At 58.9% G+C, this 25,087-nt stretch carries 20 protein-coding genes; 7 read left to right on the top strand and 13 right to left on the bottom strand.

Annotated features, from left to right (window positions below):
• Positions 1-52: 52 nt before the first annotated feature.
• Positions 53-1,072 carry an NAD(P)/FAD-dependent oxidoreductase gene (locus tag sS8_RS06520; RefSeq protein ID WP_119628936.1) on the top strand — a complete coding sequence of 340 codons (1,020 nt, stop codon included), beginning with the start codon at positions 53-55 and terminating at the stop codon, positions 1,070-1,072.
• Positions 1,073-1,894: 822 nt separating this feature from the next.
• On the opposite strand, the gene motB is transcribed toward sS8_RS06520, so the two are convergent.
• Both motB and motA read right to left on the bottom strand, forming a co-directional pair.
• On the bottom strand, positions 1,895-2,839 hold the full coding sequence (gene motB, locus sS8_RS06525; protein ID WP_119628937.1) for a flagellar motor protein MotB: 945 nt from the start codon (positions 2,837-2,839) through the stop codon (positions 1,895-1,897).
• A gap of 4 nt (positions 2,840-2,843) precedes the next feature.
• A complete protein-coding gene (motA, locus tag sS8_RS06530; RefSeq protein ID WP_119628938.1) occupies positions 2,844-3,698 on the bottom strand; it encodes a flagellar motor stator protein MotA in 855 nt (284 codons plus the stop codon).
• A 217-nt stretch (positions 3,699-3,915) separates the two neighbouring features.
• On the opposite strand from motA, the gene htpG reads away from it, so the two are divergent.
• Together htpG and sS8_RS06540 are read left to right on the top strand one after the other, a co-directional pair.
• Positions 3,916-5,811 (top strand): molecular chaperone HtpG, encoded by a 1,896-nt coding sequence (gene htpG / locus sS8_RS06535; protein ID WP_119632642.1) that lies wholly within the window; start codon positions 3,916-3,918, stop codon positions 5,809-5,811.
• A 75-nt stretch (positions 5,812-5,886) separates the two neighbouring features.
• On the top strand, positions 5,887-6,267 hold the full coding sequence (locus sS8_RS06540) for a DUF423 domain-containing protein (RefSeq protein WP_119628939.1): 381 nt from the start codon (positions 5,887-5,889) through the stop codon (positions 6,265-6,267).
• Between the two features lie 9 nt (positions 6,268-6,276).
• Here the strand turns inward: sS8_RS06540 and sS8_RS06545 are convergent, their stop codons facing one another.
• The 6 genes from sS8_RS06545 to sS8_RS06570 form a co-directional block, all read right to left on the bottom strand.
• Positions 6,277-6,465, bottom strand: a complete 189-nt coding sequence (locus tag sS8_RS06545; protein ID WP_119628940.1) for a hypothetical protein — start codon at positions 6,463-6,465, stop codon at positions 6,277-6,279.
• A gap of 45 nt (positions 6,466-6,510) precedes the next feature.
• Entirely contained in the window at positions 6,511-6,819 is a 309-nt protein-coding gene (locus sS8_RS06550; protein ID WP_119628941.1) for a DUF2288 domain-containing protein, read from the bottom strand.
• Between the two features lie 233 nt (positions 6,820-7,052).
• A complete protein-coding gene (locus sS8_RS06555) occupies positions 7,053-7,268 on the bottom strand; it encodes a DUF2934 domain-containing protein (protein ID WP_119628942.1) in 216 nt (71 codons plus the stop codon).
• 500 nt (positions 7,269-7,768) lie between these two features.
• On the bottom strand, positions 7,769-8,929 hold the full coding sequence (locus sS8_RS06560) for a WD40 repeat domain-containing protein (protein WP_119628943.1): 1,161 nt from the start codon (positions 8,927-8,929) through the stop codon (positions 7,769-7,771).
• A gap of 206 nt (positions 8,930-9,135) precedes the next feature.
• The gene (locus sS8_RS06565) at positions 9,136-12,585 is read right to left on the bottom strand and encodes a translocation/assembly module TamB domain-containing protein (protein WP_119628944.1); all 3,450 of its coding nucleotides are present in this window, start codon (positions 12,583-12,585) and stop codon (positions 9,136-9,138) included.
• Positions 12,582-14,300 (bottom strand): autotransporter assembly complex protein TamA, encoded by a 1,719-nt coding sequence (locus tag sS8_RS06570; RefSeq protein ID WP_119628945.1) that lies wholly within the window; start codon positions 14,298-14,300, stop codon positions 12,582-12,584. The genes sS8_RS06565 and sS8_RS06570 overlap by 4 nt, the downstream gene beginning before the upstream one ends.
• 198 nt (positions 14,301-14,498) lie before the next feature.
• Between sS8_RS06570 and lysM the strand changes: the two genes are divergently transcribed.
• Positions 14,499-14,960, top strand: a complete 462-nt coding sequence (gene lysM / locus sS8_RS06575; protein ID WP_119628946.1) for a peptidoglycan-binding protein LysM — start codon at positions 14,499-14,501, stop codon at positions 14,958-14,960.
• 220 nt (positions 14,961-15,180) lie between these two features.
• On the opposite strand, the gene parC is transcribed toward lysM, so the two are convergent.
• Positions 15,181-17,415: a DNA topoisomerase IV subunit A gene (gene parC, locus sS8_RS06580; protein WP_119632643.1), complete on the bottom strand. Its 2,235-nt coding sequence runs from the start codon at positions 17,413-17,415 to the stop codon at positions 15,181-15,183.
• Between the two features lie 257 nt (positions 17,416-17,672).
• Between parC and pyrC the strand changes: the two genes are divergently transcribed.
• Complete coding sequence (gene pyrC, locus sS8_RS06585) at positions 17,673-18,722, top strand: dihydroorotase (protein ID WP_119628947.1); 1,050 nt, start codon at positions 17,673-17,675, stop codon at positions 18,720-18,722.
• 82 nt (positions 18,723-18,804) lie between these two features.
• Complete coding sequence (locus sS8_RS06590; protein WP_232020542.1) at positions 18,805-20,088, top strand: lytic transglycosylase domain-containing protein; 1,284 nt, start codon at positions 18,805-18,807, stop codon at positions 20,086-20,088.
• Positions 20,089-20,215: 127 nt separating this feature from the next.
• Here the strand turns inward: sS8_RS06590 and sS8_RS06595 are convergent, their stop codons facing one another.
• A complete protein-coding gene (locus sS8_RS06595; protein ID WP_119628948.1) occupies positions 20,216-20,527 on the bottom strand; it encodes a DMT family transporter in 312 nt (103 codons plus the stop codon).
• Positions 20,528-21,296: 769 nt separating this feature from the next.
• On the opposite strand from sS8_RS06595, the gene sS8_RS06600 reads away from it, so the two are divergent.
• The gene (locus sS8_RS06600) at positions 21,297-21,599 is read left to right on the top strand and encodes a BON domain-containing protein (RefSeq protein WP_119628949.1); all 303 of its coding nucleotides are present in this window, start codon (positions 21,297-21,299) and stop codon (positions 21,597-21,599) included.
• Between the two features lie 89 nt (positions 21,600-21,688).
• On the opposite strand, the gene sS8_RS06605 is transcribed toward sS8_RS06600, so the two are convergent.
• From sS8_RS06605 to sS8_RS06615, 3 genes are read right to left on the bottom strand one after another with little or no spacing between them, the layout of a single operon-like run.
• Positions 21,689-22,519, bottom strand: a complete 831-nt coding sequence (locus sS8_RS06605) for a metallophosphoesterase family protein (protein ID WP_119632645.1) — start codon at positions 22,517-22,519, stop codon at positions 21,689-21,691.
• Between the two features lie 43 nt (positions 22,520-22,562).
• A complete protein-coding gene (locus sS8_RS06610) occupies positions 22,563-23,495 on the bottom strand; it encodes a diacylglycerol/lipid kinase family protein (protein WP_119628950.1) in 933 nt (310 codons plus the stop codon).
• A 22-nt stretch (positions 23,496-23,517) separates the two neighbouring features.
• Positions 23,518-25,038, bottom strand: a complete 1,521-nt coding sequence (locus tag sS8_RS06615) for a R3H domain-containing nucleic acid-binding protein (RefSeq protein ID WP_119628951.1) — start codon at positions 25,036-25,038, stop codon at positions 23,518-23,520.
• Between the last annotated feature and the right edge of the window lie 49 nt (positions 25,039-25,087).

A 25,087-nucleotide genomic window follows, 5' to 3' on the forward strand; every position in this document is an offset into this window, starting at 1 on the left:
GCGAGGCCCCATCAAGACTTTAAGGCTTGAGAATTTAGAACGAGGTATTTCCATGCATGTCGTCGTCATCGGTTCCGGCGTCGCCGGCATTACCTTCGCGGAAGAACTCCGGAAGCTCGGGCCGCAATGTACGCTTTCGATCATTACCCGCGAAGGCCACGGCTATTATTCGCGTCCCATGCTGTCCCACGGTTTTTCTCGGGAGGACATCGAGACCAAGATCATCCTGAAACCGTTCGATTCCCTGCGCGATGCCGGAATCGCAGTCCATGCGGAAACCGAGGTGCTGTCCCTGGACCGCGCCCGCAAAACCATCACCTGCCGGAACAGCTCCGGCGAATTTACCCTGAACTACGATAAGACCGTGCTCGCGCCTGGCTCGGATGCCTTGATTCCGCCGCCATTCCAGACAAGCCGCGATCTGTTCTTCGTCGTGAACAGCCTCGACGACTTGATCGAACTCAGGCGCCATCGGGAGAGCATCGTCGAAACTTCGGAAACGCCCTCCTGGGCCGTAATCGGCGGCGGACTGATCGGCTGCGAGGTCGCTTCCGATCTGGCCAAGGCGGGCGACCGGGTGGTCTTGTTTCATGCCCTGGCCAGACTCATGGAACGGCAGTTGGCGGAAGAAGATTCGATGACTCTGCTAAAGGTGTTGCAAGACCATGGTATCGAGATTCGCCTGGATGCGGCCGTACAGGGCTTCGAAAAAATCGGCGAGTCCTACGCCGTGAAATTGCAGAACGAAGTGGCGACCGGCTTTCATGGCGTCATCGTCGCCTGCGGCTTCAAGCCTCGTGTCGAACTGGCACGTCGCATCGGCCTGAATGTCAATCGCGGGATACGGGTCGACGCATTCCTGCGCACCAACGATCCCGATATCCACGCCATCGGCGATGCCGCCGAGTTCGCGGACGGCAGGCTATATGCCTATATCATGCCGATAAGACATCAAGCCTTCTGGCTCGCCCGCTTCCTTGCCGGGCAAACAGCCGAGCCGTGGCTGCCGCCCGATTTCAAGCCGCGCGCCAAGGTGCATGGCTTCAATGCCGCACACCCGTATATTTTTTGAATGGTGAAAATTCGGGGAAATCGAAATTACATTCGTCAAATCAGCAGCGTGGTGGCTCGACCGTCCGGGTACGATGAGAGTCCGGTCGGGATCGACGCCCGGCACCTCGAACGTGTTACTGATGAAAATCGCCAGGCATTGGCTCAGAATCGCCATAAACCAGACCGACAGCGTTCCGGCCATGGCAAGCACGCATTAAGAAAGCTCTGATCAAGTTGATTCCATTCATGCCCTTCGACTGAGCTCAGGAGAGCGTTCGACAAGCCTGTCATGAGCCGAGTCGAAGGGCCTGTCCTGAGCCCAGTTGAAGGGCTCACCACGATCGGAATCAATACGTTACCGTTCGTCCTGAGCCTGTCGAAGGACTGACTGTGCGTAGAGAAAGTAAAGCCCTATTCGAATCGCCCTCACCCCAACCCAATCACGCCGCACAGTCCCTGTGCGGAGCCGCAAGCGGCGCTCACGCGTGCACCCGTTCGCCGGGAGCGAACGGGAACGTGCGAAGCACGGCCCGAAGGGCGAGCCTCAGGGATGAGGCGAGTCAATCGGCCTCGCCGCGCGACGCTGTCCCGCTTCGCTCGCGAGTCCGGGGCAGCTCATCCCTAGGCTGCCCGCTCGTCGCGTTGCGCCTCGCCCTGCCGATTTGTCCCAGAGGGAGAGGGGGCCGTTGTGGCTTTACTTTCTTCACTATTATTGACCCGGCCCAAAATAACGTTCGCCCTGAGCTTGTCGAAGGGCACTTGGCTTGGGGCTTCGACAAGCTCAGCCCGAACGGAATCAATAGGGTATTTAAGGGCCGGATTAAGAGTAATCAGAGCTTCCTTAAGGTCCGGACATTGGCTTTCCGATCGGCGGCAAGGAGCCGGGGTTCGTCATCGCCTTTTTGTTCAGCGGTTTTTGCAGGGATGCCTCGATCCCTGCGGCATCGGTAATGATTTCTTCAGCGGCCTGCCGGTTCATGACGATAATGGAAATACGGCGGTTGGTGGCGGCCAAGGGGTCATCCTTCACATAAGGAACGCTCGAAGACAGCCCCACAACCCGCATCATCTTTTCTTCCCTGAGGCCACTCTTGACCAGTTCCTTCCGGGCGGAGTTGGCCCGGTCCGCGGAGAGTTCCCAATTCGTATAGCCTTGCCCGCCGCCGGGGAACGGCCTGGCGTCCGTATGCCCGGCGATGCTGATCTTGTTCGGAAGCTCGTTGATTACCGGCGCAATCTGATGGAGTATTTCCGACGCGTAGCTTTCCATCCTGGCGCTCGCCGAATTGAACATGGGCCGGCCTTCCGAATCGATGATCTGGATGCGCAGCCCCTCCTGGGTGATATCGATCCGCAGCTGATTCTTGAATTGCTGCAGCAGCGGGTTGGTTTCGATCATCCGCCCGATCTTTTTCTTCAGCGCCTCCAGCCGTTCCAGCTCCTTTTCCGACTCGAAGGCTTCTCCGACGATGTCTTCCCTGCCCTGTTCGGTCAGTTTCACCTGTCCTTCGGATTGGGAAATATCCTCGCCTCCCCCGTTGATCACGCTGACCGCGTCGCCCGTGTTCGCGCCGCCGCGGACCGAAGGTTTCCAGGGATCCTTGAAATACTCGGCGATGCCCTGTCGGACGGCGGGTTCGGTGGTGCCCAAAAGCCACATCAATAAAAAAAACGCCATCATCGCCGTGACGAAATCGGCGTAGGCCAGCTTCCAGGCGCCCCCGTGATGACCATGGCCGCTCTTCTTGATTTTCTTGATGACGATTGGGTTCAAGTTATCGGGCATGGCGCTAACGACTGTCTTTAAGGTGCTTTTCCAATACGGAAAACTCCGGACGTTCCGCCGAAAACATCGATTTGCGAGCGAACTCCACGGCCGTGGCGGGCGCGTAACCGTTCATGGAAGCGATCAGCCCGGCCTTGATGCTCTGGTAGTATTTGGTCGACTCGGCCAGGCGCTGCTCAAGAAGCCCGGCAAGCGGGCTGATGAAGCCGTAAGCGACTAAAATACCGAGAAAGGTGCCGACCAGTGCGGCGGCGATGAGCTTGCCGAGCTCCGCCGGCGGCAGGCCTACCGACTCCATGGTGTGCACCACCCCCATGACCGCGGCAACGATACCGAACGCCGGCATTCCGTCCGCCAGGCGCTGCAGCGCCTGTATCGGCAAATGGCCTTCCTCGTGGTGGGTTTCGATATCGATATCCATCAGGTTGTCGATCTGATGGACGTCCAGACTACCGCTGGTCATCAGGCGTAAATAATCGGTGATGAATTCGACCGCATGACGGTCCGCCAGTACCTTGGGCGCGGATTTGAACACTTCACTTTGATCCGGTATCTCGATATCCACTTCTATGGACAACAGGCCGTTCTGACGGACCTTGTTGAAAATCCGATACAAGAGCGTCAAGGTTTCGAGGTAAAACGCCTGGTTGTATTTGGAGCCCTGCAAAGCGCCGATCAATGCGCCGACGACGGCTTTCAAGACCTTGGGATTGCTCGAAACGATGAATGCGCCGAGTGCGCCGCCGAAGATGATGACGGCTTCGTTCGGTTGGATGAGTACGCCGATATGGCCTCCCGCCATCAAAAAACCGCCCAGAATGGCGCCCACGACGATGATATAGCCGATAATGACGAACATGAATCAACTCTTTGGAAATGCCGGACTGAAGGGAGGCATGAAAAACCGGTCGGCGTGTTCGGTAATACAAGCCGAAGAGCACTCGCAAAAAGTCTAGACGAAAATACGAAGGCTCGACCTAGACCACGGAATAGACTTGAAAACGGGATCGATCGCCCCAAATTCTTTTCGTCGTCTCGATATGATCTACTTAAACCTCCGGAGGAAAGTCACTGCCATGACCGTAGCAGAAAGCAAGGTAACCATGGGATTCGAAGCTGAGGTTAAACAGCTTCTGCACCTGATGATTCATTCCTTGTACAGCAACAAGGAAATCTTCTTGCGCGAACTCATCTCGAACGCATCCGACGCCGCCGACAAGCTCCGTTTCACGGCGCTCGGGAACGATGCGCTGTACGAAGGCGACAGCGAGCTGAAGATTCGGATCGAATACGACAAGAACGCCCGCACCCTGGCCATTACCGATAACGGCATCGGCATGACGCGGGACGAGGTCCGGGAAAACATCGGAACCATCGCCCGCTCCGGCACCCGCCGCTTCTTTGAATCTCTCACGGGCGACGAGGCCAAGGACAGCCAGCTCATCGGCCAGTTCGGCGTGGGTTTTTACTCCGCATTCATCGTCGCCGACAAGGTTACCCTGGAAACCCGCAAGGCCGGACTGGAGGCTGCCCAAGGCGTGCGCTGGGAATCTTCCGGCGAAGGCGATTACACGCTGGAAACCATCGAAAAACCGGAGCATGGAACGAAGATCACGCTGAATTTCCGCGAGGGCGAGGACGAGTTCCTGGACGGCTGGAAACTGCGCTCCATCATCCGCAAATTCTCCGATCACATTTCCCTGCCGATCCTGATGAAAAAGGAAGCCTACGGAGAAGAACAGCCGGCGGATGAATGGGAAACCGTCAACAGCGCTTCCGCCTTATGGGCCAAGAGCAAGGACGATATTTCCGAGGAACAGTACAACGAGTTCTACAAACACGTTTCCCACGACTTTCAGGAACCGCTGGCCCGTCTCCACAGCCGCGTCGAAGGCAACAACGAATACACCCTCCTCCTCTATATTCCGTCTCACGCGCCGTTCGACATGTGGGACCGCGACGCGAAACACGGCGTCAAGCTCTACGTGCGCAAGGTATTCATCATGGAAGGATCGGAAAAGCTGATGCCGCGCTATCTGCGCTTCATGCGCGGCGTCATCGACTCCGACTCCCTGCCCTTGAACGTTTCTAGGGAGATTCTTCAGGAAAACGCCCTGCTCGAGAAAATCCGTTCCGGCGCGGTCAAGAAAGTTCTCGGCCAGCTGGAAGACATGGCCAAGAACGAACCGGAAAAATACCAGGCTTTCTGGAAGGAATTCGGCCAGGTCATCAAGGAAGGCCCGATCGAAGACTTCAAGAATCGCGACCGCATCGCGAAACTGCTGCGGTTTTCCTCCACTCACAACGATTCGGAGGTCCAGAACGTTTCCCTGGAGGACTACATCGGCCGTATGAAGGAAGGCCAGGACAAGATTTATTACATTACAGCCGAAAGCTACGCGGCCGCCAAAAACAGCCCGCATCTCGAAATCTTCCGCCGCAAGGGACTGGAAGTCCTGTTGCTGCACGACCGGGTCGACGACTGGCTGGTCAGCTATCTCACTGATTTCGAAGGGAAGCACCTGGAATCGGTGGCGAAAGGGGATCTCGACCTAGGCGAACTGGCCGACGAAGAGGACAAGAAGCATACCGAGGAGGCCGGCAAGGCGTTTCAGCCGGTTATCGACAAAATCAAGCAAACCTTGGGCGATAAGATCAGCGATGTAAAAATCAGCGCGCGCTTGACCGATTCCCCGGCCTGCCTGGTCAGCGAGACTTACGGCATGAGCCGAACCATGGAGCGCATCATGAAATCGGCCGGGCAAAACGTTCCGAGCAGCAAACCGATTTTCGAGATCAACCCCGATCATCCGCTGGTGAACCGGCTCAAGGACGAGGCAGACGAATCGCGCTTCGCCGATCTGACCCATATCCTCTACGACCAAGCGATGCTGAGCGAAGGCGGACAACTGGAGGATGCGGCCGCGTTCGTCCGCCGATTGAACGGATTGCTGCAAAACGTCCTGCATTGATCCAGACGGCGTATCGTTTAGGAAAAACCGTCGGGAAGGGATTCCCGATCCGTTAAGCCCATACCCGAAACCATCATGCATAGACTCTTTCTTATCCTCGGCGCCATCGCCGGATTTCTCGGCGTAGCCATGGACGCGTTCGGCGCGCATGGCTTGCGCGCCGTTCTGGACGAATATCACCTGTCGATTTTTCGAACCGGTGTGTCCTATCAGATGTGGCACGCCTTCGGGCTAGCCCTGGTCGGCGTGATGCTCAGGCTATTTCCGGACATGAGGCTCCTGATAGGGGCCGGGTGGTTCATGTTGGCCGGTATCGTGCTTTTTTCCGGGAGTCTTTATCTCTTGAGCATTACCGGGATGCGAGGGCTCGGCTGGATCACGCCCTTCGGAGGAATGTCATTCTTGGCCGGCTGGCTTCTGTTCGGTCTCTCGGCTTGGCGGCTGGAACGAAACTGATCGAGGCCTTCAGATTTCCTCTTCGGCGGATACGGTCGATTTATTTCTCTCGTCGTACAAGCGGTTGACCAGATCGCGGAACCACGAGGGCCGCTTGATGATCACGTACAATCCGATCGCCCCGACCACCGGTACCGGAAAAATATCCACTATCATCAAGCCGATCAGCGTGATCAAGCATTTCGCTCTTGTGCTCATAAATTCAGATCCGGAAGCCTCGGAAGACCCCAAACCGAGTGCCGGCTAGTGCACCCGCAGCGGCCGGCTTTCCTGCACCAATACCCAGGGTGCGACGACCACGGCCCACAAGGTACATTCGGAATCCGACCAGTGCCGGGCGTGGTCATCGTTGGCCCGAACGACCTGTCCCCCGCGTATCCATTCCTGCACAACGGCTCTATCGTCTTCGGCTATCCTCGCGGCGGCCTCGACAAGGTCCAATTCCGGCCCAACGACAATCAAGACGCCCCTGGCGAAGTGGCGCTGCAGCTCCGGCCATGCGATCCGGCCTGTTTCCGCCGCAAGTTTCCGGCGCAATTCTTCATCATACATGGCTTTCGGACGATTCCAGATTAATTGGGCTGGGAGTTGCGCATATTACCGGATTTATCCGCCCTGAGCACAGGAAACGCCGTTCAAGCGGCCGAACGTGGACGAGTTGGAGAAAGAGAGTTGCGTGGGTATCGGCTTGAATGTGATGTACATACAAAAAAAGAAGGCAGAAACGAGATTGGGGGGGTATTTCTGCCTTCTGGGGAAGCCGAATCGTGGTTCGAAAAATCCGCTTAGTCGAAAGAGCCCGATCTGATTTCCTTTTCGGCCTCTAGCCAGTCTTCAATTTCATACCCAGGCGCAAAGCCCCGCCTTTCGGCTCGATAATACGCGGCCTCGGCAATCTTCTGGTTGATCGTATCTTCAGTGAATGGAGCGGAACTGCGAGGAGAATCCTGTGTCGATTCTTCCGAAATATCTTCTACGGCTTTCAGCGCTTTCCTAGCCATACCGAGGGAACCTCCTTAAATTTCCGTTTGTAATTTCTTCTTCCTTACAGACCGGCAAAAAAACAAGAACGTCCTTGTTCCGACTTGCATCCCGGTTGGACTCTTGGCCGTCCGGTGAAGGACGGAGAGCGTCTCAAATCCATTACGACCATCCTGGTCGGATCAAGAAAATCCCGATCTCCCGCGGAACATCCCGGTTCCGTCAAGAACCTCCTGTCCTTCGGCAAAGTCCTCATGTTCTCAGCCGTTCACGAGTCCCTTGCGGAACGTTCCGGTTCCGAACTCGACGTCATGTTTCAGCGGTTCTGCCAGCCTATGGCCGTCATTCGAGTGGTTGTATTTAACCGCCTCGGTTTTACACGGAGAATACGTAAGAGTCCGTATGCGGCCACTGCACGGTCTCGCGGCATTGATACCGGATTCCTGCAAATTCGGGGGCGGAATGAGCCATCCCCAAAGCCGCCTGGGAAATAGGCTAATCCTCCCATGTGACGATTTCGTTACTTCTGCGTCGAGAAACGCAACTTTTCAAGGTCCCAAACCTTGGTGGCATCCCAGCCATTGGTGATCACCCTGCCCTGCTTCGAGCACGCGATCTGCACGATGGGACCATCGTGCGCGAGAATGCTCCCCAGCTTTTGGTCGTCCGCCAAATTCCAAAGGTAAAGATTGCCGTTGTTCGTACCCACCGCGATCCAGCCTTTGCGTTCGTCGCGGCAAAATCCGGTGATGTCGCCGTCATGGTCGGGCAATGTCGCGACCGGCGTACCCAATCGCGTATCCCAGAGTTCGAGAATAGGTCCTTCGCGGAACCCCACCAACAGACCATCCTGGCTTAAGCCTAAAAGAGCTCGCTCGGTATTGAGTTGCGATTGTTTGACGATCTCCATGGATGCCGCATCCCAAAACCAGACGTCCCTGCCAGAGGCGGTGACCAGCAAGGCCTTGCCGTCGTCCCTGCGAACGAATGCCAGAGAGTTCGCTCCTTCATGCGTCGCCCGCAGGATTTTTCCGGTGGAAGGCTCCCAGATTCCGGTTGGCCCATGGGTGATCCATCCAACGGATCCGCCTGCCGGCGAAAAGGCGACCGCCTTCACGTCGTACCACTCGACCGCATGCTCGGAGAGAACTTCGCCGGTCTTGGAATCCAATAGCACCAGATATCCGCTCTCGGCATCGGACATACCGGCGGCGATCGCGCGGGCGTCCGGTGAATAGGCCACGGCTTCGAAAGACCGCCTGCCCATGGCTTGAAAGTCGCCTTTGGCGCGAACCACCCGCTGCCCGGTGGTCGAATTCCAAAAATAGAGCTGGGTGCCGACCACGCTCAGGATCTCTCGCCCGTCAGGGGAAAAGACCGGAGAGGCGATTCCGGCGCGTACCGGCAAATGCCTCCGTTCCAGCCGGGCCACCAGCCCGTGCTCGCGCTGAAGCCGGTCCAGGGCCTTTTCGGCGTCTTCTTCATGCGGACAAGACTGGCAGTCGCGCAAATAGTTCAAATACCCTTCGATGCTATCTTGCGCCTTGGCCTGCTTCCAGGCGTCTTCACCCCCCCCCTCTTCGCCCTGGCAACGGAACAGGCCGACCAGCACCAGCAGACCGAAACCGAACGCGAACAACCCGATCAGCAATTTTTGGATGAAGGATAAAAGTGCATTCATAATGTGGCGCACGACTCCCAAACGTTTCGATGCAAAAACGAGATTACTGGTTCATTCCTGAAATGTCCCTAGCATGACTAGGGTTCATACCGGGGAATGCTAGCGAACCGCGAGCGCAGCCTGCAAGTTCGGCCGGTTCGCATACCCCGAACGGCACGCCGGCAAATGTCCGGTCTCGTCGAAGATTCCGAAGTCCACGGCTTTCGCTATCTTTCCCATTCAAAAAGAACGTCCGCACCGCTCTCCTCGCCGGTCTCCGATTGGAGCCGCCAATGCTTATTCAGCTTATAACGCAATCTGACGGTATTGCTCGACTGGAACAAGCCGAGACCGTATTGCAGATATAGCCGCGGCGTCAGATATTTTCCCAGAAACAGCGACGTACTTTCAGTCCCTCTAGGCGCTCCAATGCCTATTTCGTCCAAAATGCCGCCCAATCCGAAGCGGCTGGTGATTTCGCGCGCAAGCAAGCTGCCCGCCGCTCCGCCGAGTGCGGACGCGGCATCCCTCAGTTTGTCGCCATCCTCGCTCGGCGTAAAGTCCAGAGGTTTCCCGGCAACCAGGTATGCGAGAACGTCGGCGTCCGGTAACGGCGGTGTCGAGTAGAGCGTGACGTTCGGCGTCTTGAGAGAGCCCAGCACCCGAACACCGGCCACCACGTCGTCCAGCTTGCGTGTAACGAGAACATCCAGTCCGGGGTTGTCCACCGGCGAATTCGTGAAAAGCAGGCGGCCCTCATCTATGGTCAAGTCAGTTCCGTAGAAAGAATAGATGCCATCGTGAACGACGATTTGCCCGGTTCCGCGAGCCTCCTCGCCCGGCTCCTGGACGATGCTCACCTTGCCGTCGACTCTGCCGCGAAAGCCCGCGGCTTTGACTTGAATCTTGTCGCCCAGGCGGATTTCCACGTCGCCATGGACTTTGAAGCCGGTTTCGCCTTCGCCCGCCTGGCCGTCCATCAGCACCACGTCCTCGGACGGGGTAACGGCCTGCTCTTTCTCGGGAACGTTGATCTGAGCTTCGGGGACATCCACTCTTCCCCGCACGTCGATCCGCTCCCGTTCGGCCGTGATATCGAGATTCGGCGATAACAGAACCTTGGCTTCCGGCGTATCGACGCCGAGAAACCGCGTTCCTTCCAGATTCAGAGTCAGCGGCCAGCCCGCCCCGGCGTCGAGTCGCCACAGCCCGCTCAGCCGTACGCTGCCTCCTCCGGACTGCGCGCTCCCTTCGAGCCGAATCTGCTGTTCATCCAGAGAACTCGCCTGCAGCGTCAGGGGTGCGACTTCTATGCCCAGCTGCGGCACGCGAAACCCTGCATCGGGTACGCTCGCCCTGAGATTCAGCCGGGGCGCTCCGGCTGTGCCGTCTATCCCGACTTCGGCCGTGAGCGAGCCTTTCAAGCCTTCGATCTCCTCGAGCCAGGGCTCGAACACCGCCAGCGTTTCCAGATTCGCGGTCAGCTGCCCCGATACCGGCAGATCTTCGAACCCGGCCAGGCGGAAAGGCCCCCGGCTTTCAAAGTTGCCTTGAATCTCCGCGAGGCCGGTCTGGCGTATTCTGAGCCGCATGGCCAGCGTTCCGCCGGCAAGATCGGCATATACCGAGGCCGTCTCCGGTTTGATTCGAACATTCTTCGAGGGCTCGACCCGGATGTCGAACGCGATACCTTCCGCGTCGAGTTCCAGTAGGCCTTTTTCGATCAGCTGGTTTCTGCCGCGGAAAGCGGCGCTTCCGTTCAGCACGCCCGAGATCGGCACAGCCTTCGGCGCTTCCGTCTCCAGGATGCTCAACGGGAAACCGGACACCCGGGTCGAAATCCACCATTCGCCCGCTTTCCGGGTGTTGCCTTGCAGGCACCAGAGGGCGTCGCGGTTGATCAAACAGAGTTCCTCGATCCCGCTTTCCGCACCTGCGAGTTTCAGGCCGGCGGGGTCACGCAGCATCCAGGTACCCGTCCGGGGTTCCTTGAGCTCGAACCGGGTCAGCAGGCCGCTCCAGGCATTTTCGCGAATCCCGCCTTCGGCTTCGAAAGCCAGTGCATGGGGCGGACTTTCGATTCGTCCGGTCAATCCGTGTCTTTCCCGGCTGCCGCGACCGGAAAGACCGATGTCCGCGGTGTAAGCGTCGACGCGGACCCCATTTCCGCGAAGATCGAAAATCAGCGGCGCCTTCGGCTCGGAACCCGCTTTGAGCGTCAGGCTGAGTTCCCGCGCGCCGTAGTTGCGGAATTTTATACCGGAGGCATTCAATTCCGCTTCGACGGCAGGCGCCGATGAAGTTCCTTCCAGCCGCCCCTTACTCCTCACCCAGCCTTCGGCTCCCGGCAGCCAGACGCCCAAATCGCCGGATTCAAGCGTCCAGCGGAGATTGGATCGGGCTCCCCAAGCACCGTCTATCGCCGCGACCGTGGACGCGCTGTTCACCCGGACGTTCCGGAAAACCACACCATCCGCCGGAAAGCCGATATTTCCGCCCGCCTCGACCCGCTGATCCTTTATCCGCCCGCCAAGTTCGACCCGGACGTCATCCCGGGTACCACTCGCCGCCAGGCGCCCTTCCGGGCTGCGCCATTCGGCATCCGGCCGCGGCGGCCAGAGCAGATTCTTCCATCGGGCATCCAGAGCGAATTCCGGCGTTCCCAAAACGTTCCGGACCTGTCCGGACGCGACGGCTTCCGTTCCGGTCTCGGGAAGCGCCAGCGCGAAGGTTTTCAGCTCCAACTCGCCGGGGGCCCGGTAATTCAGGTCCAAGCGTCCCTCCGCGCGGCCCACGTCCGGCAGACGCAGGGCAAAATCACCCGCTACTTTTGCTTCGCGGCGGCTGCCCTCGCCCTTTAAGCGCGCGGAAAACGGCCACGCCTCCCAGCCCGGATCAATCCGGTCCAGGGGAAATTCAGGCAGGTCGACCTCGGCGCTCCAGGCAACGGCATCTGCTCCGATAGCCACATCCGCCGTTACGCTCATCGGGGTCGGAGCGCTGATCCGTTGCACAATCGCAATCCGATCCAGGTCGCCCGTTATCGTTCCGGCGGCTTCGATTTCAGGCCGGTTCGGCAGCGTCAATGTCCATGCCGTGTCGAGTTCAATCGGCGGCTGTTCGGCGGAAGCCAGGGTTCCGCTGATCGTTGCCTCGGCCTCCGGTGTTTTTGCGCTGAGCCTTTCAACCGCAATTCGACCATCCCGGAGATTCAAGGCCGCTTCGATCCGCTCGAAACGGATCGGTTCCGCCGTTTCCGAAGACTGCCAGTTGGCGTCCAGGACCTCTATTTCGTTGATCGCCACCTCGAACGGCAAGCGCAGATCGGGCCATTTTACAGATTCGGACGTTTTGACCGTCGCTTCCGACTGCAGGATACGAACGCCTTCAAAATGCACCACGTCGACTTGCAAGACTCCCGTCGGCAAGGCCTTCGGCTGCCATTCGACCTTGATTTCTTGGAGCTCGACGCGCAGATCCTCCGCCCGATAATCCAGCTTCTGCAGAGAAAAGCCGTGCAACACCGATCCCGCCGCGCGGCCGACTTTCAGCTGATCGAAGCTGCGCTCGGCTACGCGAACCAGCCAGTTCAGGCCGACCTCGGTCGCGAGCAGCAGATAGCCGAATACGGCCAGGATCAGAAACACCGTCAAGAGCGCTGCCGTCAAGCGTTTCATAAATCGGGACCGAGAATCAGGTGCACCTGAAAGGAATCCTTCGAGGACGACAGGGGTACGGCAAAATCGAGTCGGACAGGACCTATGGGCGAGCGCCAGCGGGCTCCCAGGCCGACACCGTGGCTGAACGGTTCGTCGAAATCGTTGGCGGCCCTTCCGATGTCGTAAAACGCGGCCACGCCCCAGGACCCGAACAGAGTCCGCTCGTATTCAAAGCTGCCGAAGGTCAAATAACGCCCGCCAATGCGATCACCGTCCGCGTTCCTCGCGCTGATTTCATTGAGACGATAGCCGCGTACCGATTTGTCGCCGCCGGCATAGAAGCGCTGCGTGAGCGGCAATTTTCCGAATTCATCGGTCGCGATATAGCCGACCTGGGCGCGCGCGATCAGCCGGTTACGCTCGCCCAGGCTATAGATCCCTTTTGCGTTCAGCCTCAGCTTGAAAAACGAAACGTCGGAAAGCAGGTCTTGCCAGGCGCCGTTGCCGATCAGATCGATCCGCGCACCGCGGTCGGGATTCAGCACATCGTCCGATTCCAGCCACGTGTAAGCCACGCCGGGAATCAGCAAAACCGCGGTCTGTGGCCCCTCGCCCACATTGAAGCGCTCGCGCTGCAAGTCCAGCGACAAGACTTCGCGCAACCCCCAGCGCCCGGTCGAACGCACGACGCCGATACGCGCGATGTCCGCCGTTCCGGCCAGGGTGTTCTGGGTACCGATTCGCGCGCCGAAGCCGAGCTGATCCTTTTCCGGACGTTTCAACGGAATGGCGTAGAGCGCATCCAGCTCGGTCTGGATCAGCGACAGCCGAAGATTGGCATAGACGCTGTGGCCGTGCCGATTCAGGTAGCGATTACGGTAGCCCAGAGTGACGCGCGGCCCGGTATCGGTTCCATAGCCCGCGCCGGCCTGGTATCGCGTTTTCGGCTGCATCGTCAAATCGACCGAGACCGGCACCCCTTCAGCGTCGTTCTGCTCGGGATGGGACAACACATCCGCTTTCGAGAAATAACTGCTGTCGAGCAGGTTTTTCTGCAACGTCACCAGGGTTGCCGCGCGAAACGGCTCGTCCGGACTGAAGTTGACGAAACGTTCGAGCAAGCCGGGTTTGAGCGGCGTCTCCGAGAACGAGATAGCGCCGAAGCGGTAACGCTTGCCGGTATCGAAATGCAAATGGATCTCCGATCGGTAATCCGCGAGATACACCAAAATTTCGGCGCGCGTGAAGCGCGCGTCGAAAAAACCGAATTCGGCCGCGACTTCGGAGAAGGTTTCCTTGCCCTTCTCGTAGCGGGTATGCTCGAGCACATCCCCCCGCTTGAGCGGAAATGCCGAAATCAGCCTTTTGAATTCAGGGAGCCCGATTCCTTCGCCCGCCAACCGGATGTCGACTTCGTCCAGCTTGATCGGATCTCCCGGATCGATGCGGTAGAGCCCCCGCCAACGTGCTCCGTCGCGGGTCAGCGACGCATCGATTTTCGGACGGTAAAATCCGAACGGCTCCAGCGCTTTTCGGATCTCGTCCGGTGCCCGCTCATGCGCGATCCGAATCCTGTGAGGATCGTTCACGCTTTCCGTCTGCACGATCGTGAGCAAGGCGCGGACATTTCTCTCCAGCCTCTCGTCGAGCCCCTCGACGGCAACCTCGACCTGTTCGACACTCCGGACCGGTGCGCACCACACCAAGCAAGCGAGCAAAAAAATCCACCGCACTCCTGTTCCCCGTAAAGCTCTCGGGCCGAATAACCTGCGGCCGCGACGGTCTAATTGTTTAGAAACGGCGGTTGACCGCTGAAGTGGCGTAAAACCGCCGTCGGGCGAAGTGCCTGCTGCACACTCAGGCACGGCCGACTGCCGTTTCTAGGATAATCGCAGAGGCCAAAATCACGGAAAACTAAAGGAGTGACGATCATGGGACTTTTCGATTTTGCACGGGACATCGGACACCGGCTTTTTACCGAGGACGGCCAAGCCGCTCGAAAAATAGAAGATCACATCAACGACAATAATCCGGGCATCAAGAACCTGAAGGTGGATTTTCGGGACTCCATCGCCTATCTCTCCGGCGAGGCGGAGTCCGTGGAAGCTCTGCAGAAAGCGACGCTGATGGCCGGCAATATCAAAGGCGTCGAAGTAGTAAAGGCTGAAGGCGTAAAGCTGCCGGCGGGGGTAGCCAGCCCGGAGGATGCGGAGACTTTTGACCAAACCCAGTATTACATTATTCAGCCCGGCGATACCCTGTCCAAGATCGCCCAGCAGTTCTACAAGAATCCCAACAAGTATTCGAAGATTTTCGAGGCCAATCGCGAGGTTATCAAAGATCCGGACCTGATCTTTCCGGGTCAGAAAATCCGAATTCCGACCGAGCATTAGGGCGTTGCCCGCCTATGCCGCCCCATTCTCCTCGCAAAGGACTGTAGGGCGGCTTAGGCGCACACGGCCGCGAACCATACCGTGACCGCAGGCTCTCACCCTCCGGTTCCGCGGCCTTGCCTGGCGGGTTACAGCGCGCGGAAACACCACATTCGACCAGCTCGGGACAGGCGCGTCCTCGGGCCCAGGCTCGTGACGCATTCCCCGCGCCTGTGAAGACTCAGACCAATAGCGTCAATTGCTCCACCCGCTGAAACCCTTTCGGCAGAGGGTTTCCGCGGCGTGCGCGCGAGCCATGGTAATGGACGAGATCCTTGGCCGCAAGGTTCAGGCTCCGCTTGCCGCAATGGACCTTCACGCCCTGGCCCGGAGCAAGGGCGATCACGGCCGTTATGTAATCCTGCCGCGCGGCCAGGTCCGCGGCTTGAATCTGGATCAGCTTGTTTCCCTTGCCCTTGTTCAGGACCGGAATCTCGGCGATCGGGAAAACCAAAAAACGGCCTTGCGCAGTCGCGATCGCAAGCAGGTCGGACTGGGGCTGGCCGACCCGCACCGGGGTCAACACTTTCGCATGTTCCGGCACCGTCAACAGGGCTTTCCCCGCCCGATTCTTGGTGTGAAGCTCCTTGAGCTGGGTAATGAAGCCGTAGCCGCTGTCGGTCGCGAACAAATACCAGTCCTCGTCCGCGCCCGCCAGGACTGCCTTAAACAGAGCGCCCGGCGGCGGGTTGAGCCGTCCCGTCAGGGGTTCGCCCTGGGAGCGGGCGGAGGGAAATTCGTGCGCCGGGACAGCGTAACTTCTCCCGGTGGAATCGAGAAAATAAGCCGGCTGGTTACTGCGCCCGAGCGCGGCGGAAAGGAAACTGTCCCCGGAACGGAAAGCCACCGCGGCAGGATCGATTTCATGCCCTTTGGCAGCGCGAATCCAGCCTTTTTCCGAAAGTATGAGCGTGACCGGCTCGCTGCCGATCACGGCGGTAATATCCAGGGCTTGCGAGGCCTGGCGCGCGACGATGGGCGATCGGCGCGCATCGCCGTGTTTGTCGGCATCCTGTTTCAGTTCCTTCTTGATCAGAGCGTTCAGTTTTTTCTGCGAGCCCAACGTGGCTTCGAGCGTAGCCCTTTCCTTCTCCAGTTCCTCCTGCTCCCCCCGGATCTTGATTTCCTCGAGCTTGGCCAGATGCCGCAGCTTCAGTTCCAGGATGGCCTCGGTCTGGGCGTCACTCAATCCGAAGCGCGCCATCAACACCGGCTTGGGCTCGGCTTCGTTGCGGATGATCGCGATCACTTCGTCAATATTGAGGTACGCGATCAGCAAGCCTTCGAGGATGTGCAGGCGAACGATCACCTTGTCCAGCCTATGCTGAAGCCTCCGGCGCACGGTTTCGGTACGGTAGCTCAGCCATTCCAGCAGGATTTCCGGGAGATTCTTGACCTGCGGCTTGCCGTTCAAGCCGATCATATTGAGGTTGACCCGGTAGGTCTTTTCCAGGTCCGTAGTCGCAAACAGATGCGACATCAGCTGGTCCGAGTCGATGCGCCGGCCACGCGGCATGATGACCAGCCGGGTCGGATTCTCGTGATCGGATTCGTCGCGGAGATCTTCCAGCATGGGTAGCTTTTTCGCCTGCATCTGGGCGGCGATCTGTTCCATGATCGTGTTGCCCGAAACCTGGTGCGGCAAGGCGGTGACCACGATATTCCCTTCCTCCAGCTCCCAGCGCGCCCGCAGGCGGATCGAACCGTTGCCGGTCTGGTACATGCGGACGATATCCTGGCGCGGCGTGACGATCTCGGCCTCGGTGGTGAAATCCGGCCCCTTGATCGAATCGCACAATTCTTCGACACCGAGCCGCGGATCGTCCAGCAGGCGAATGCAGGCCTCGACCACCTCGCGCAGATTGTGCGGGGGAATATCGGTCGCCATGCCCACGGCGATGCCGGTGGAACCGTTCAGCAACACATTCGGCAAACGCGCCGGCAGCAAGGCGGGTTCTTCCAGGGTGCCGTCGAAGTTCGGCACCCAATCGACCGTACCCTGCTCCAGCTCCGACAACAGGGTTTGGGCGTAAGGTGTCAGGCGCGCCTCGGTGTAGCGCATGGCCGCGAAAGACTTGGGATCGTCCGGCGAGCCCCAGTTCCCCTGTCCGTCGATCAAAGGATAGCGATAGGAAAACGGCTGGGCCATCAGCACCATGGCTTCGTAGCAGGCCGAATCGCCGTGGGGATGGTATTTACCCAAAACGTCGCCGACGGTGCGGGCGGATTTCTTGTACTTAGCCTGAGCCGACAAGCCCAACTCGGACATGGCGTAAACGATGCGCCGTTGCACCGGTTTGAGTCCGTCGGCGATGCTGGGCAAGGCACGGTCGAGAATGACGTACATGGAATAGTCCAGGTACGCCTTTTCAGTGAAATCTTTGAGAGGAATGCGCTCGTGGGTAACGGAATTCACGGTTTTTTCGGTCAAAAGTGAACAATTGAAAAATCGGACCGGTCAGGCGGCCGAATCGTCGCCGCAGCGGCGGCGGACAATTTTAAGTCTTTTCGACTGTGCCTGCCTTATTGCCGTTTACGCTCATTCCCAAGCTCCGAGCTTGGAAAGGCTGCCTCGGAGGGTCCGGCTTCGCCGATACAGCGAGCGTGCGTTTGGGGAACACGCCGTCGCCGAATCTTGTAAGATGGCGTCTTTCGAAAGCCACTGCCCGCCCAATGCAAAGACTGACCATAACCTGCCCCGACGACTGGCATTTGCACCTGAGAGACGGTGCCGCGATGCGCGACGTGCTGCCGGACAGCGCGCGGCAATTCGGCCGTGCCGTCATCATGCCCAATCTGAAGCCGCCGGTCGCCACGGTGGCCGACGCTCTCGCCTACCGCCGCCGCATCCTGGATGCCTTGCCAGCCGGGCTCGAATTCGATCCCCTGATGACGCTCTATCTTACCGAGGGAACCTCGCCGGAAGAGATTCGGCGGGTCGCCGACGAGTCCCGAGTCGTGGCGCTGAAACTTTATCCGGCCGGGGCAACGACTCATTCGGAAGCCGGGGTCGTCAGCCTGGAAAAGATCTATCCGGTACTGGAAGCGATGGAACGACACGGCGTGCCGCTGCTGGTTCATGGCGAAGTGACCGCCCCGGAGGTCGATATCTTCGACCGGGAAAAGGCCTTTATCGATAGGCACCTGGCCGCCATCGCGCTTCGGTTCCCCGGCCTCCGCATGGTTCTGGAGCACGTCACGACCGGCGACGGCGTTCAATTCGTAAAGGACAGCGGGCCGAATATCGCGGCGACGATTACCGTCCATCATCTGCTTTATAATCGCAACGCGCTGCTGGCCGGCGCGGTGCGCCCACATTTTTACTGCCTGCCGGTACTGAAACGGGAAACGCATCGGCTTGCCCTGATCGAGGCGGCAACCGGCGGCAGCCCGAAGTTTTTCCTGGGAACCGACAGCGCGCCTCATCCGCGGAGTCAGAAGGAATCGGCCTGCGGCTGTGCCGGCTGCTATACAGCGCGAGCGGCGCTGGAGCTTTATGCGACGGTTTTCGAATCCGGCGGGGCACTGAACAGGCTGGAAGCTTTTGCGAGCTTCAACGGGCCGGACTTTTACGGACTTCCGCGCAATCGGACGAAGGTGGTCCTCGAGCGCGCCGAATGGCAGCTTCCCGATGCCGTTCCATTCGGCGACGAGTCCTTAGTGCCGCTGAAAGCGGGCGAGACGATCGCCTGGCGTTTTGTCGAAAGGCAGCAGCCGGAATAGAAGCATTCGCGCGGTCGATGCTTCCATAATTGGAATCGAGGCAGGCCAGGGACGGCTTCGGAACTCCATCAACAGGTGATTCGTGTCCGGTCGCAAGCCGATCTCCAAAGAGAAGTCTTCAGCGCCTGCCGCGCCGCTTCCCGATTCATCCGTATCGGCGCCGAAAAAAGCGCTCGATTCCGGTTCATCGCAAACGGCCGCTTCGGGAACGCCGAAACGCCCCTTTCAAGCCGAACTCTGGACGGGATCCCCGACCCCGCCCGCCCCCAAGAAACGGCGAAGCGATACCGCGGACCGGCCGAAACAGGGTCCAACGCGCACTAAAAAGAGCACGAAGAAAAAGGCACCGAAACTGAGTCCGTGGCGCTGGGCCGCCATCATCGGCACCGAGATTCTGGCCTTGGCCGCCTCGGCCCTGGTCGGCATTATCGCGGTATTGGGGCGCTCGGCGGATTGGTTTGCGGGGACCGGCTTGTGGTCGAATTTGCTCCCATTCGCCGGCATGGTTTTGGCGATCGGGACCGCCAATGCGGTGTTGTTGCACCTCTGGTTGGGCATGCGTGCCAGGCTGAAACTCAAAGGCATGGTTCTGCCCGCGATCCTGGCGGTTTTCGTCGCCATTGGGGCCGGATGGTTCGTCGCACAGGAGGAGTTCGGCCGCGATCTCCGCAAACTTCGCACCCTGGTCGGGGGTATGCAGGAAGCCGAACGGAACACGATCGCGCATCAGGTATTCGCGGCCTACCGGCGTTCCGATCTGATCCAGATGCAGCGGATCATCGAGCGCGCTCAGATTTATCTGCCGACCATCCACGAGGCCGCCGCAGCCTTCGCTGTCGACCCCGAGGTCATGGTCGGTATCGCGGCAACCGAATCGTCGTTCTATCCCCGGGACAGCAAAGACGGGGGACGCGGGCTATTCCAGATTACCGCTCCCCCGAAATCGGCAGTCAAGGTGGTCAAGGCGCATTTGAAAACCGACACCCTGGACATGCTCAACCAGCGCCACAATACCTTCGTAGCCGCTGCGACCCTGCGCGATTACCTGGCGCAGATGAACGGGGATCTTTTCCTCGGTCTGCTCGCCTACAATATCGGTCCCGCCAACGGCGGCTTGCGTTCGATCATGACGCAGTACGGCGCTCGCGACTTCGTCACTATCCAGCCCTATCTGAAGAATCTTCCGCGAGATTATCCGATTCGGGTTCTGACTGCCGCCCTGGCTTATCGATTATGGCACAGAGAAGGGCGGCTTCCGCGCTACGAGGAGGGAAACAACGCCATGCACATTCAGAGCGTCGGCGTTCCCGGCTTGGACCAAGGGTTTTCACCGGTGAACACCCTCGCGAAGGACAAGGCGACCTGAAACCGTCGCGCCGAATCGACCATCCCGGAAACGGGCGTTGATTGCTTAGCAAGGAGCGGAAAAAGCCGGCTGGATTCTGAACGTTCTATCTTCCTTCTACAATCTCCCACGCGAATCTTCTTTCCGCCTAAAACAGGCGCAAACCCACGATGCCCGAAACGATCAACAGAATGCAGACGACTCGGGTTAAAGTTGCAGGCTCCTGAAACAGGATCATTCCGAGAATCGCCGTTCCCACGGCGCCGATTCCCGTCCAAACGGCATATCCGGTGCCTACCGGAATCGACCTCAATGCCAAAGACAAACAAGCGATACTGATTACCATGCCGACGCCGACCCAGAGGCTAGGCCACCAGCGCGTGAACCCATCGGTGAATTTCAGCCCAACCGCCCAGGCCACCTCAAGCAGTCCGGCAACAAGCAAATATATCCAATCCATGTTCGAAGAAGTTAACTGACCTTTATCGAGCTTATGACGATGCTCAAGGAAGCTCTGAATGGGTGATGGCCTGTTGGATCCCTCAGTTGCTCAGGTCGCGTCTCCCAATTGGAGACTTAATCAGAGCTTCCTTGAGCAGGCGATATTACTCGATCTTTCAAGTAAACGGTGCCGTGCCTATTTTTGAACAAGCCGCTTTCCGGTTCCCGCGATTCCGAATTCCTTCCCCGAAAAGAAGCAGTTGGAGCCTCGGGCCAGCCAATCATCCGTGACCCGGGTGCGCGATTTTTCGAAGCGTAGGGAAATTTACGTATGTTTAACGTGGACATGGTGAGCTTAAATACACCCACCTGAAATCAATTCAGGTGCGGAACAGGGATGCTCCAGCAGGACGGGATTGCGGCGAATGGACTTAGGGATGTCGCCAGGAACAGGATGTTCCGAAACGCAACTCGGATGTTGCGAATGGATTTGGCGTGTTCCGAGGAACTTCGGACACTCCTGATTCTCGGGCCGGGAAGCTCGACATGGAATCGGAATGCTCCGCATGTAACTGGACTGATCCGAATTTGGCTGGGATGTATTTTGGGAACACGGAAGTTCCGCTTTTCTTTCCTCTCATTTAGATATTTTCTCGACGACGGCGGAAGCCGCCGAGTCCTTTCTCATCCAGCCCCTCTCGGCGAACAACTCGCGAGGTTCATTCCTGGCGCCGATCTCGCTTGCCTTGCCGATTCCGGCGTATCCGCCAGAAGGAGTACAGAGTGCGATGAAAAGACGACAATTCCTGGCGATGGCCGCAGCCGTCGCCGCAACTGGATGTTCCGGTACCAGGACCCGCGAAAGTACGGGCGAATATCTCGATGACGCATCCGTAACCACAAAAGTCAAAAGCGCTCTCCTCCAAGACGAGATCGTCAAGGGACTGGACATCCAGGTGGAAACTTTCAAAGGTACTGTCCAGCTCAGCGGTTTCGTCGATACGGCTTCGGAAAAGCAGCGCGCCGAAGCGATTGCGCGAGATGTGGCCGGCGTGCGGTCGGTCAAGAACGATATCCGCGTAAAGCAATAAAAGCCGGCCACCGCCCGAAAATATATTCGGATGCGTGCGGCCGAGACGGAAAGCCTCTGCCCACTTGCCTACCCAATATTGGATCGCCCTTATCGAGTACCGGTCTCGTCACTCACACGCATCCAGCCGTCAGCTCGACGCTCGAAAAAGTCCACAGCAAATCGGGAGAAACTGGCCGTTTCCTCTTGCCACGCGTAGCGTTCCAATTCAAGTTCCGGGTGCCGAATACGGAGCACGTTAAACGCGTTGCTTTCGCTACGCCTCCGCACTGAAAGCGCGGTGCCGGCACTAATGGCCAAGGCCTTGTAACCGGCAATTCGATATCGCTCTCCCGTGTGCCGGGAATGGCTGACGTGCAGATGCCCGGCCAGGAACACATCGACGCCGCAGCGCGCGAGTATGTCCATGGCCATCCGCGCCCGCCCGACCAGACTGCCCTCGCGGTAACCTTCCGGAAGATCGAACGGGTGATGGGTCACCACGATCTTGGTAACAACGTCGGGATAAGCGCACAAATGTTGGCAAATGCCGTTCAGTTGTCTTTGATTGATACGCCCGTTCTTAACGGTCAGCGAACGTGCCGTGTTGACGCCGACCACGGCGATCTCTTCGTCGGCATAGAAGGGCTCAAGGTTTTCGCTGATGTAGTACCGGTATTTCACGAACGGCCCAAGAAAACGCGCCGGCAGGTTATAGAGCGGTACGTCATGGTTGCCCGGCACCACGATCCGCGGCTTGGGCAACCCGTCCAGAAACCGGCGGGCCTCGATAAACTGGGTCGTTCTTGCACGCTGGGTGAGATCGCCCGAGATTACGACCAGATCGGGTTTCAGTTCCCGGACAGCACGGGTCAGCGGGTCGACCAGAGTCGAATCGACGCGTCCGAAATGAAGGTCGGAAAGATGGACGACGGTGCGCATGGGCGGCATGCCGGGTCAGGACGACCGGCCGCGTCGGACGCATCTAGCTCGCACCGGGCGTTACGCCGGCGCCGATCCTCTCTTTCGGCACCATCACCCGTAGCGCGCCCGGCCTGATGCGATACGACAGCGGGGTCTCCATGATGGTCACTTCGCCGTCGGTCGCGACGCGAAGCCGACGCTTGTGCCTGGTCTCGATCACGATTTCCTTGGTCCGCATGATGTCGAAGTCCTTATCGTTGCACAAACTCCGCAAGAACGCGCGGAGCCCGAATCTCACAAGACCGAGCCGGCCGGCTTCGCGCGTGGTATACAGCCACAACCAGCCCGAATCGAGCTTCGTTCGTGAACCGATATTGAATCCTTCTACCAGGTAGCGGTTGTTTCCGACAAAAATGAAAGGCGTATGCCGAACAAGTTCCTTGTCGTCGGCGCGCAACCGGGCCTCGAGGATCGGATATCGGCGCAAGGCGGATAACGATGCCCAAAGAAATGCCGGCCATTTGCCGTATTCGAGCCGTGCCTGCAAGGACTCGCGACCGTGGACGATACCCGGATACAGGCCCAGACTGGAATTGTTGACGAAAATCTTGCCGTTGACCTCTCCGACATCGATCTGCGCTACCGCGCCCTCGACAAGAATCCGTGCGGCTTGGTCCAGATCCAGGGGAATGCCGAGATCCTTGGCGAAATGATTGAGTGTGCCGAGCGGGAGTACGCCCAGCGTCTTTCCGGTCTCGGCGAGCACGGAGGCAACGGCGTTGACCGTACCGTCTCCGCCTCCCGCCGCTATCGGATCCGCATTTTCGCGCAAAGCCTGCCGCGCCAGATCCGGAACCTCGCCGCCGCTGTTTGCGACACAAATGTGAACTTCCCGGTGTTGCGAGTGGAAAAACGCCTTGAGCCGAGTTTCCAGTCCATGCTTTTCGTCGCTACCCGCGGAAGTGCTGACGATAATCGCCAAAGGGCCGGCCATAAACCGATTTCTGTAAGGGACGTTACATAGGGTAGATCACCAAATGCCGGTATGGTTCACGGCCTATGCTTTCCGCGAATAGGCCGTGGCGGGTAACGATGCGATGCTGCATCTGGCGCAAGGCAGCCGAACGCGGCGCGAGTTCCGCCATGATACCTTCGGCCTTGACCTGCTGTACGGCGCGCTCGGTCTCGCGCACCATCTCTCCGACCTCGTCCTGTTTGTCTTCGGGCACGATATGGAACAGGCCGCGCAAAAGCTGGCGAATCTGCGCCGTCGTGTTTTTCTTGACGGTGTGCACGGGCAATTGGGCGGACCGGACGATGCGCTGCAGGCTTGCGTCCTCTTCTCGTGCCCGTAAGGTCACGACGAGATCGGCCTGGTCCGGATAGCGCACGGTACGTGCTTCCAGGTTGAGATCACGAATCACGCGATCCACCGAGTCGCGGCTGAGTGCGTAAGCGTAGATACGAACCGGCCGCTGCTGGTTGTCGGACCGGACGAACAACGGCGGTTTCGCCATTTCCTCCGCCGACTCGGGTTCGCTCGGGGGTTTCGGCCCTTCAGCGGCGACCGCTCCGCACCGGCGCACGCCCTTGGGCTGCACACCGCAGAGAATGGCATCGACCGCCTGCGCCGTGTCCGGATGCACGAATACCTCGTCCCTATCGGTAATTTCCACGACGATATCGAAGGTGGGCGGCGCCTTACGTTCGCTGACGGTTTTTTGCGTTCCCCGAAGCCTAGCCTCGTCATCGCTGAGCGTGACCGTTTGCACGCCGCCGACCAGATCGGACAGCGTGGGATTCAAAACCAGGTTCTCCAAGGTATTACCGTGGGCGGTTCCTATCAGCTGGACACCGCGCTCGGCAATGGTACGGGCGGCCATGGCCTCGGAAGCGGTGCCGATTTCGTCGACGATGATCGCTTCCGGCATATGGTTCTCCACCGCCTCGATCATCACCGCATGCTGCCGATCCGGATGCGCCACCATCATGCGCCGGGCGCTGCCTATGGCCGGGTGAGGGATGTCGCCGTCGCCGGCGATTTCGTTGGAGGTATCGATCACGACCACACGCTTGCCGAAATCGTCGGCCAGAACCCTTGCCACTTCACGAAGCTTGGTCGTCTTTCCGACACCGGGACGCCCGAGCAGCAAAAGACTCTTGCCGCTCTCCACCAGATCCCGGATCAGATCGATGGTTCCGAATACCGCGCGCCCCACGCGCAGCGTCAGGCCGATGATCTGGCCCCGCCGATTGCGTATGGCGGAGATACGATGCAAAGTACCCTCAATGCCGGCCCGGTTGTCCGCGCCGAATTCGCCCACCGCGCCGATCACGGCGTCGAGTTCTTCGCGGGTCACCGGTTGATTCGATAAATTGAGAGCGGCGTGGGGATAACGCGCCTGCGGTACACGCCCCAGATCCAGGATGATTTCGAGCAAGTTTCCCTGCCCTTGCTGCGCGAGCGATTTCTGGAGCTCCTGCGGGAGGAGACTTATCAGCAGGTGGAGATCATCAAGATGGGTCTTGGCGGTCACATTGTTACACGCGGCGTTCTCCGAAGGACTGTCCGCCCCCGTGAAGGCA

The sequence above is a fragment of the Methylocaldum marinum genome, from assembly GCF_003584645.1.
GTDB lineage: Bacteria > Pseudomonadota > Gammaproteobacteria > Methylococcales > Methylococcaceae > Methylocaldum > Methylocaldum marinum.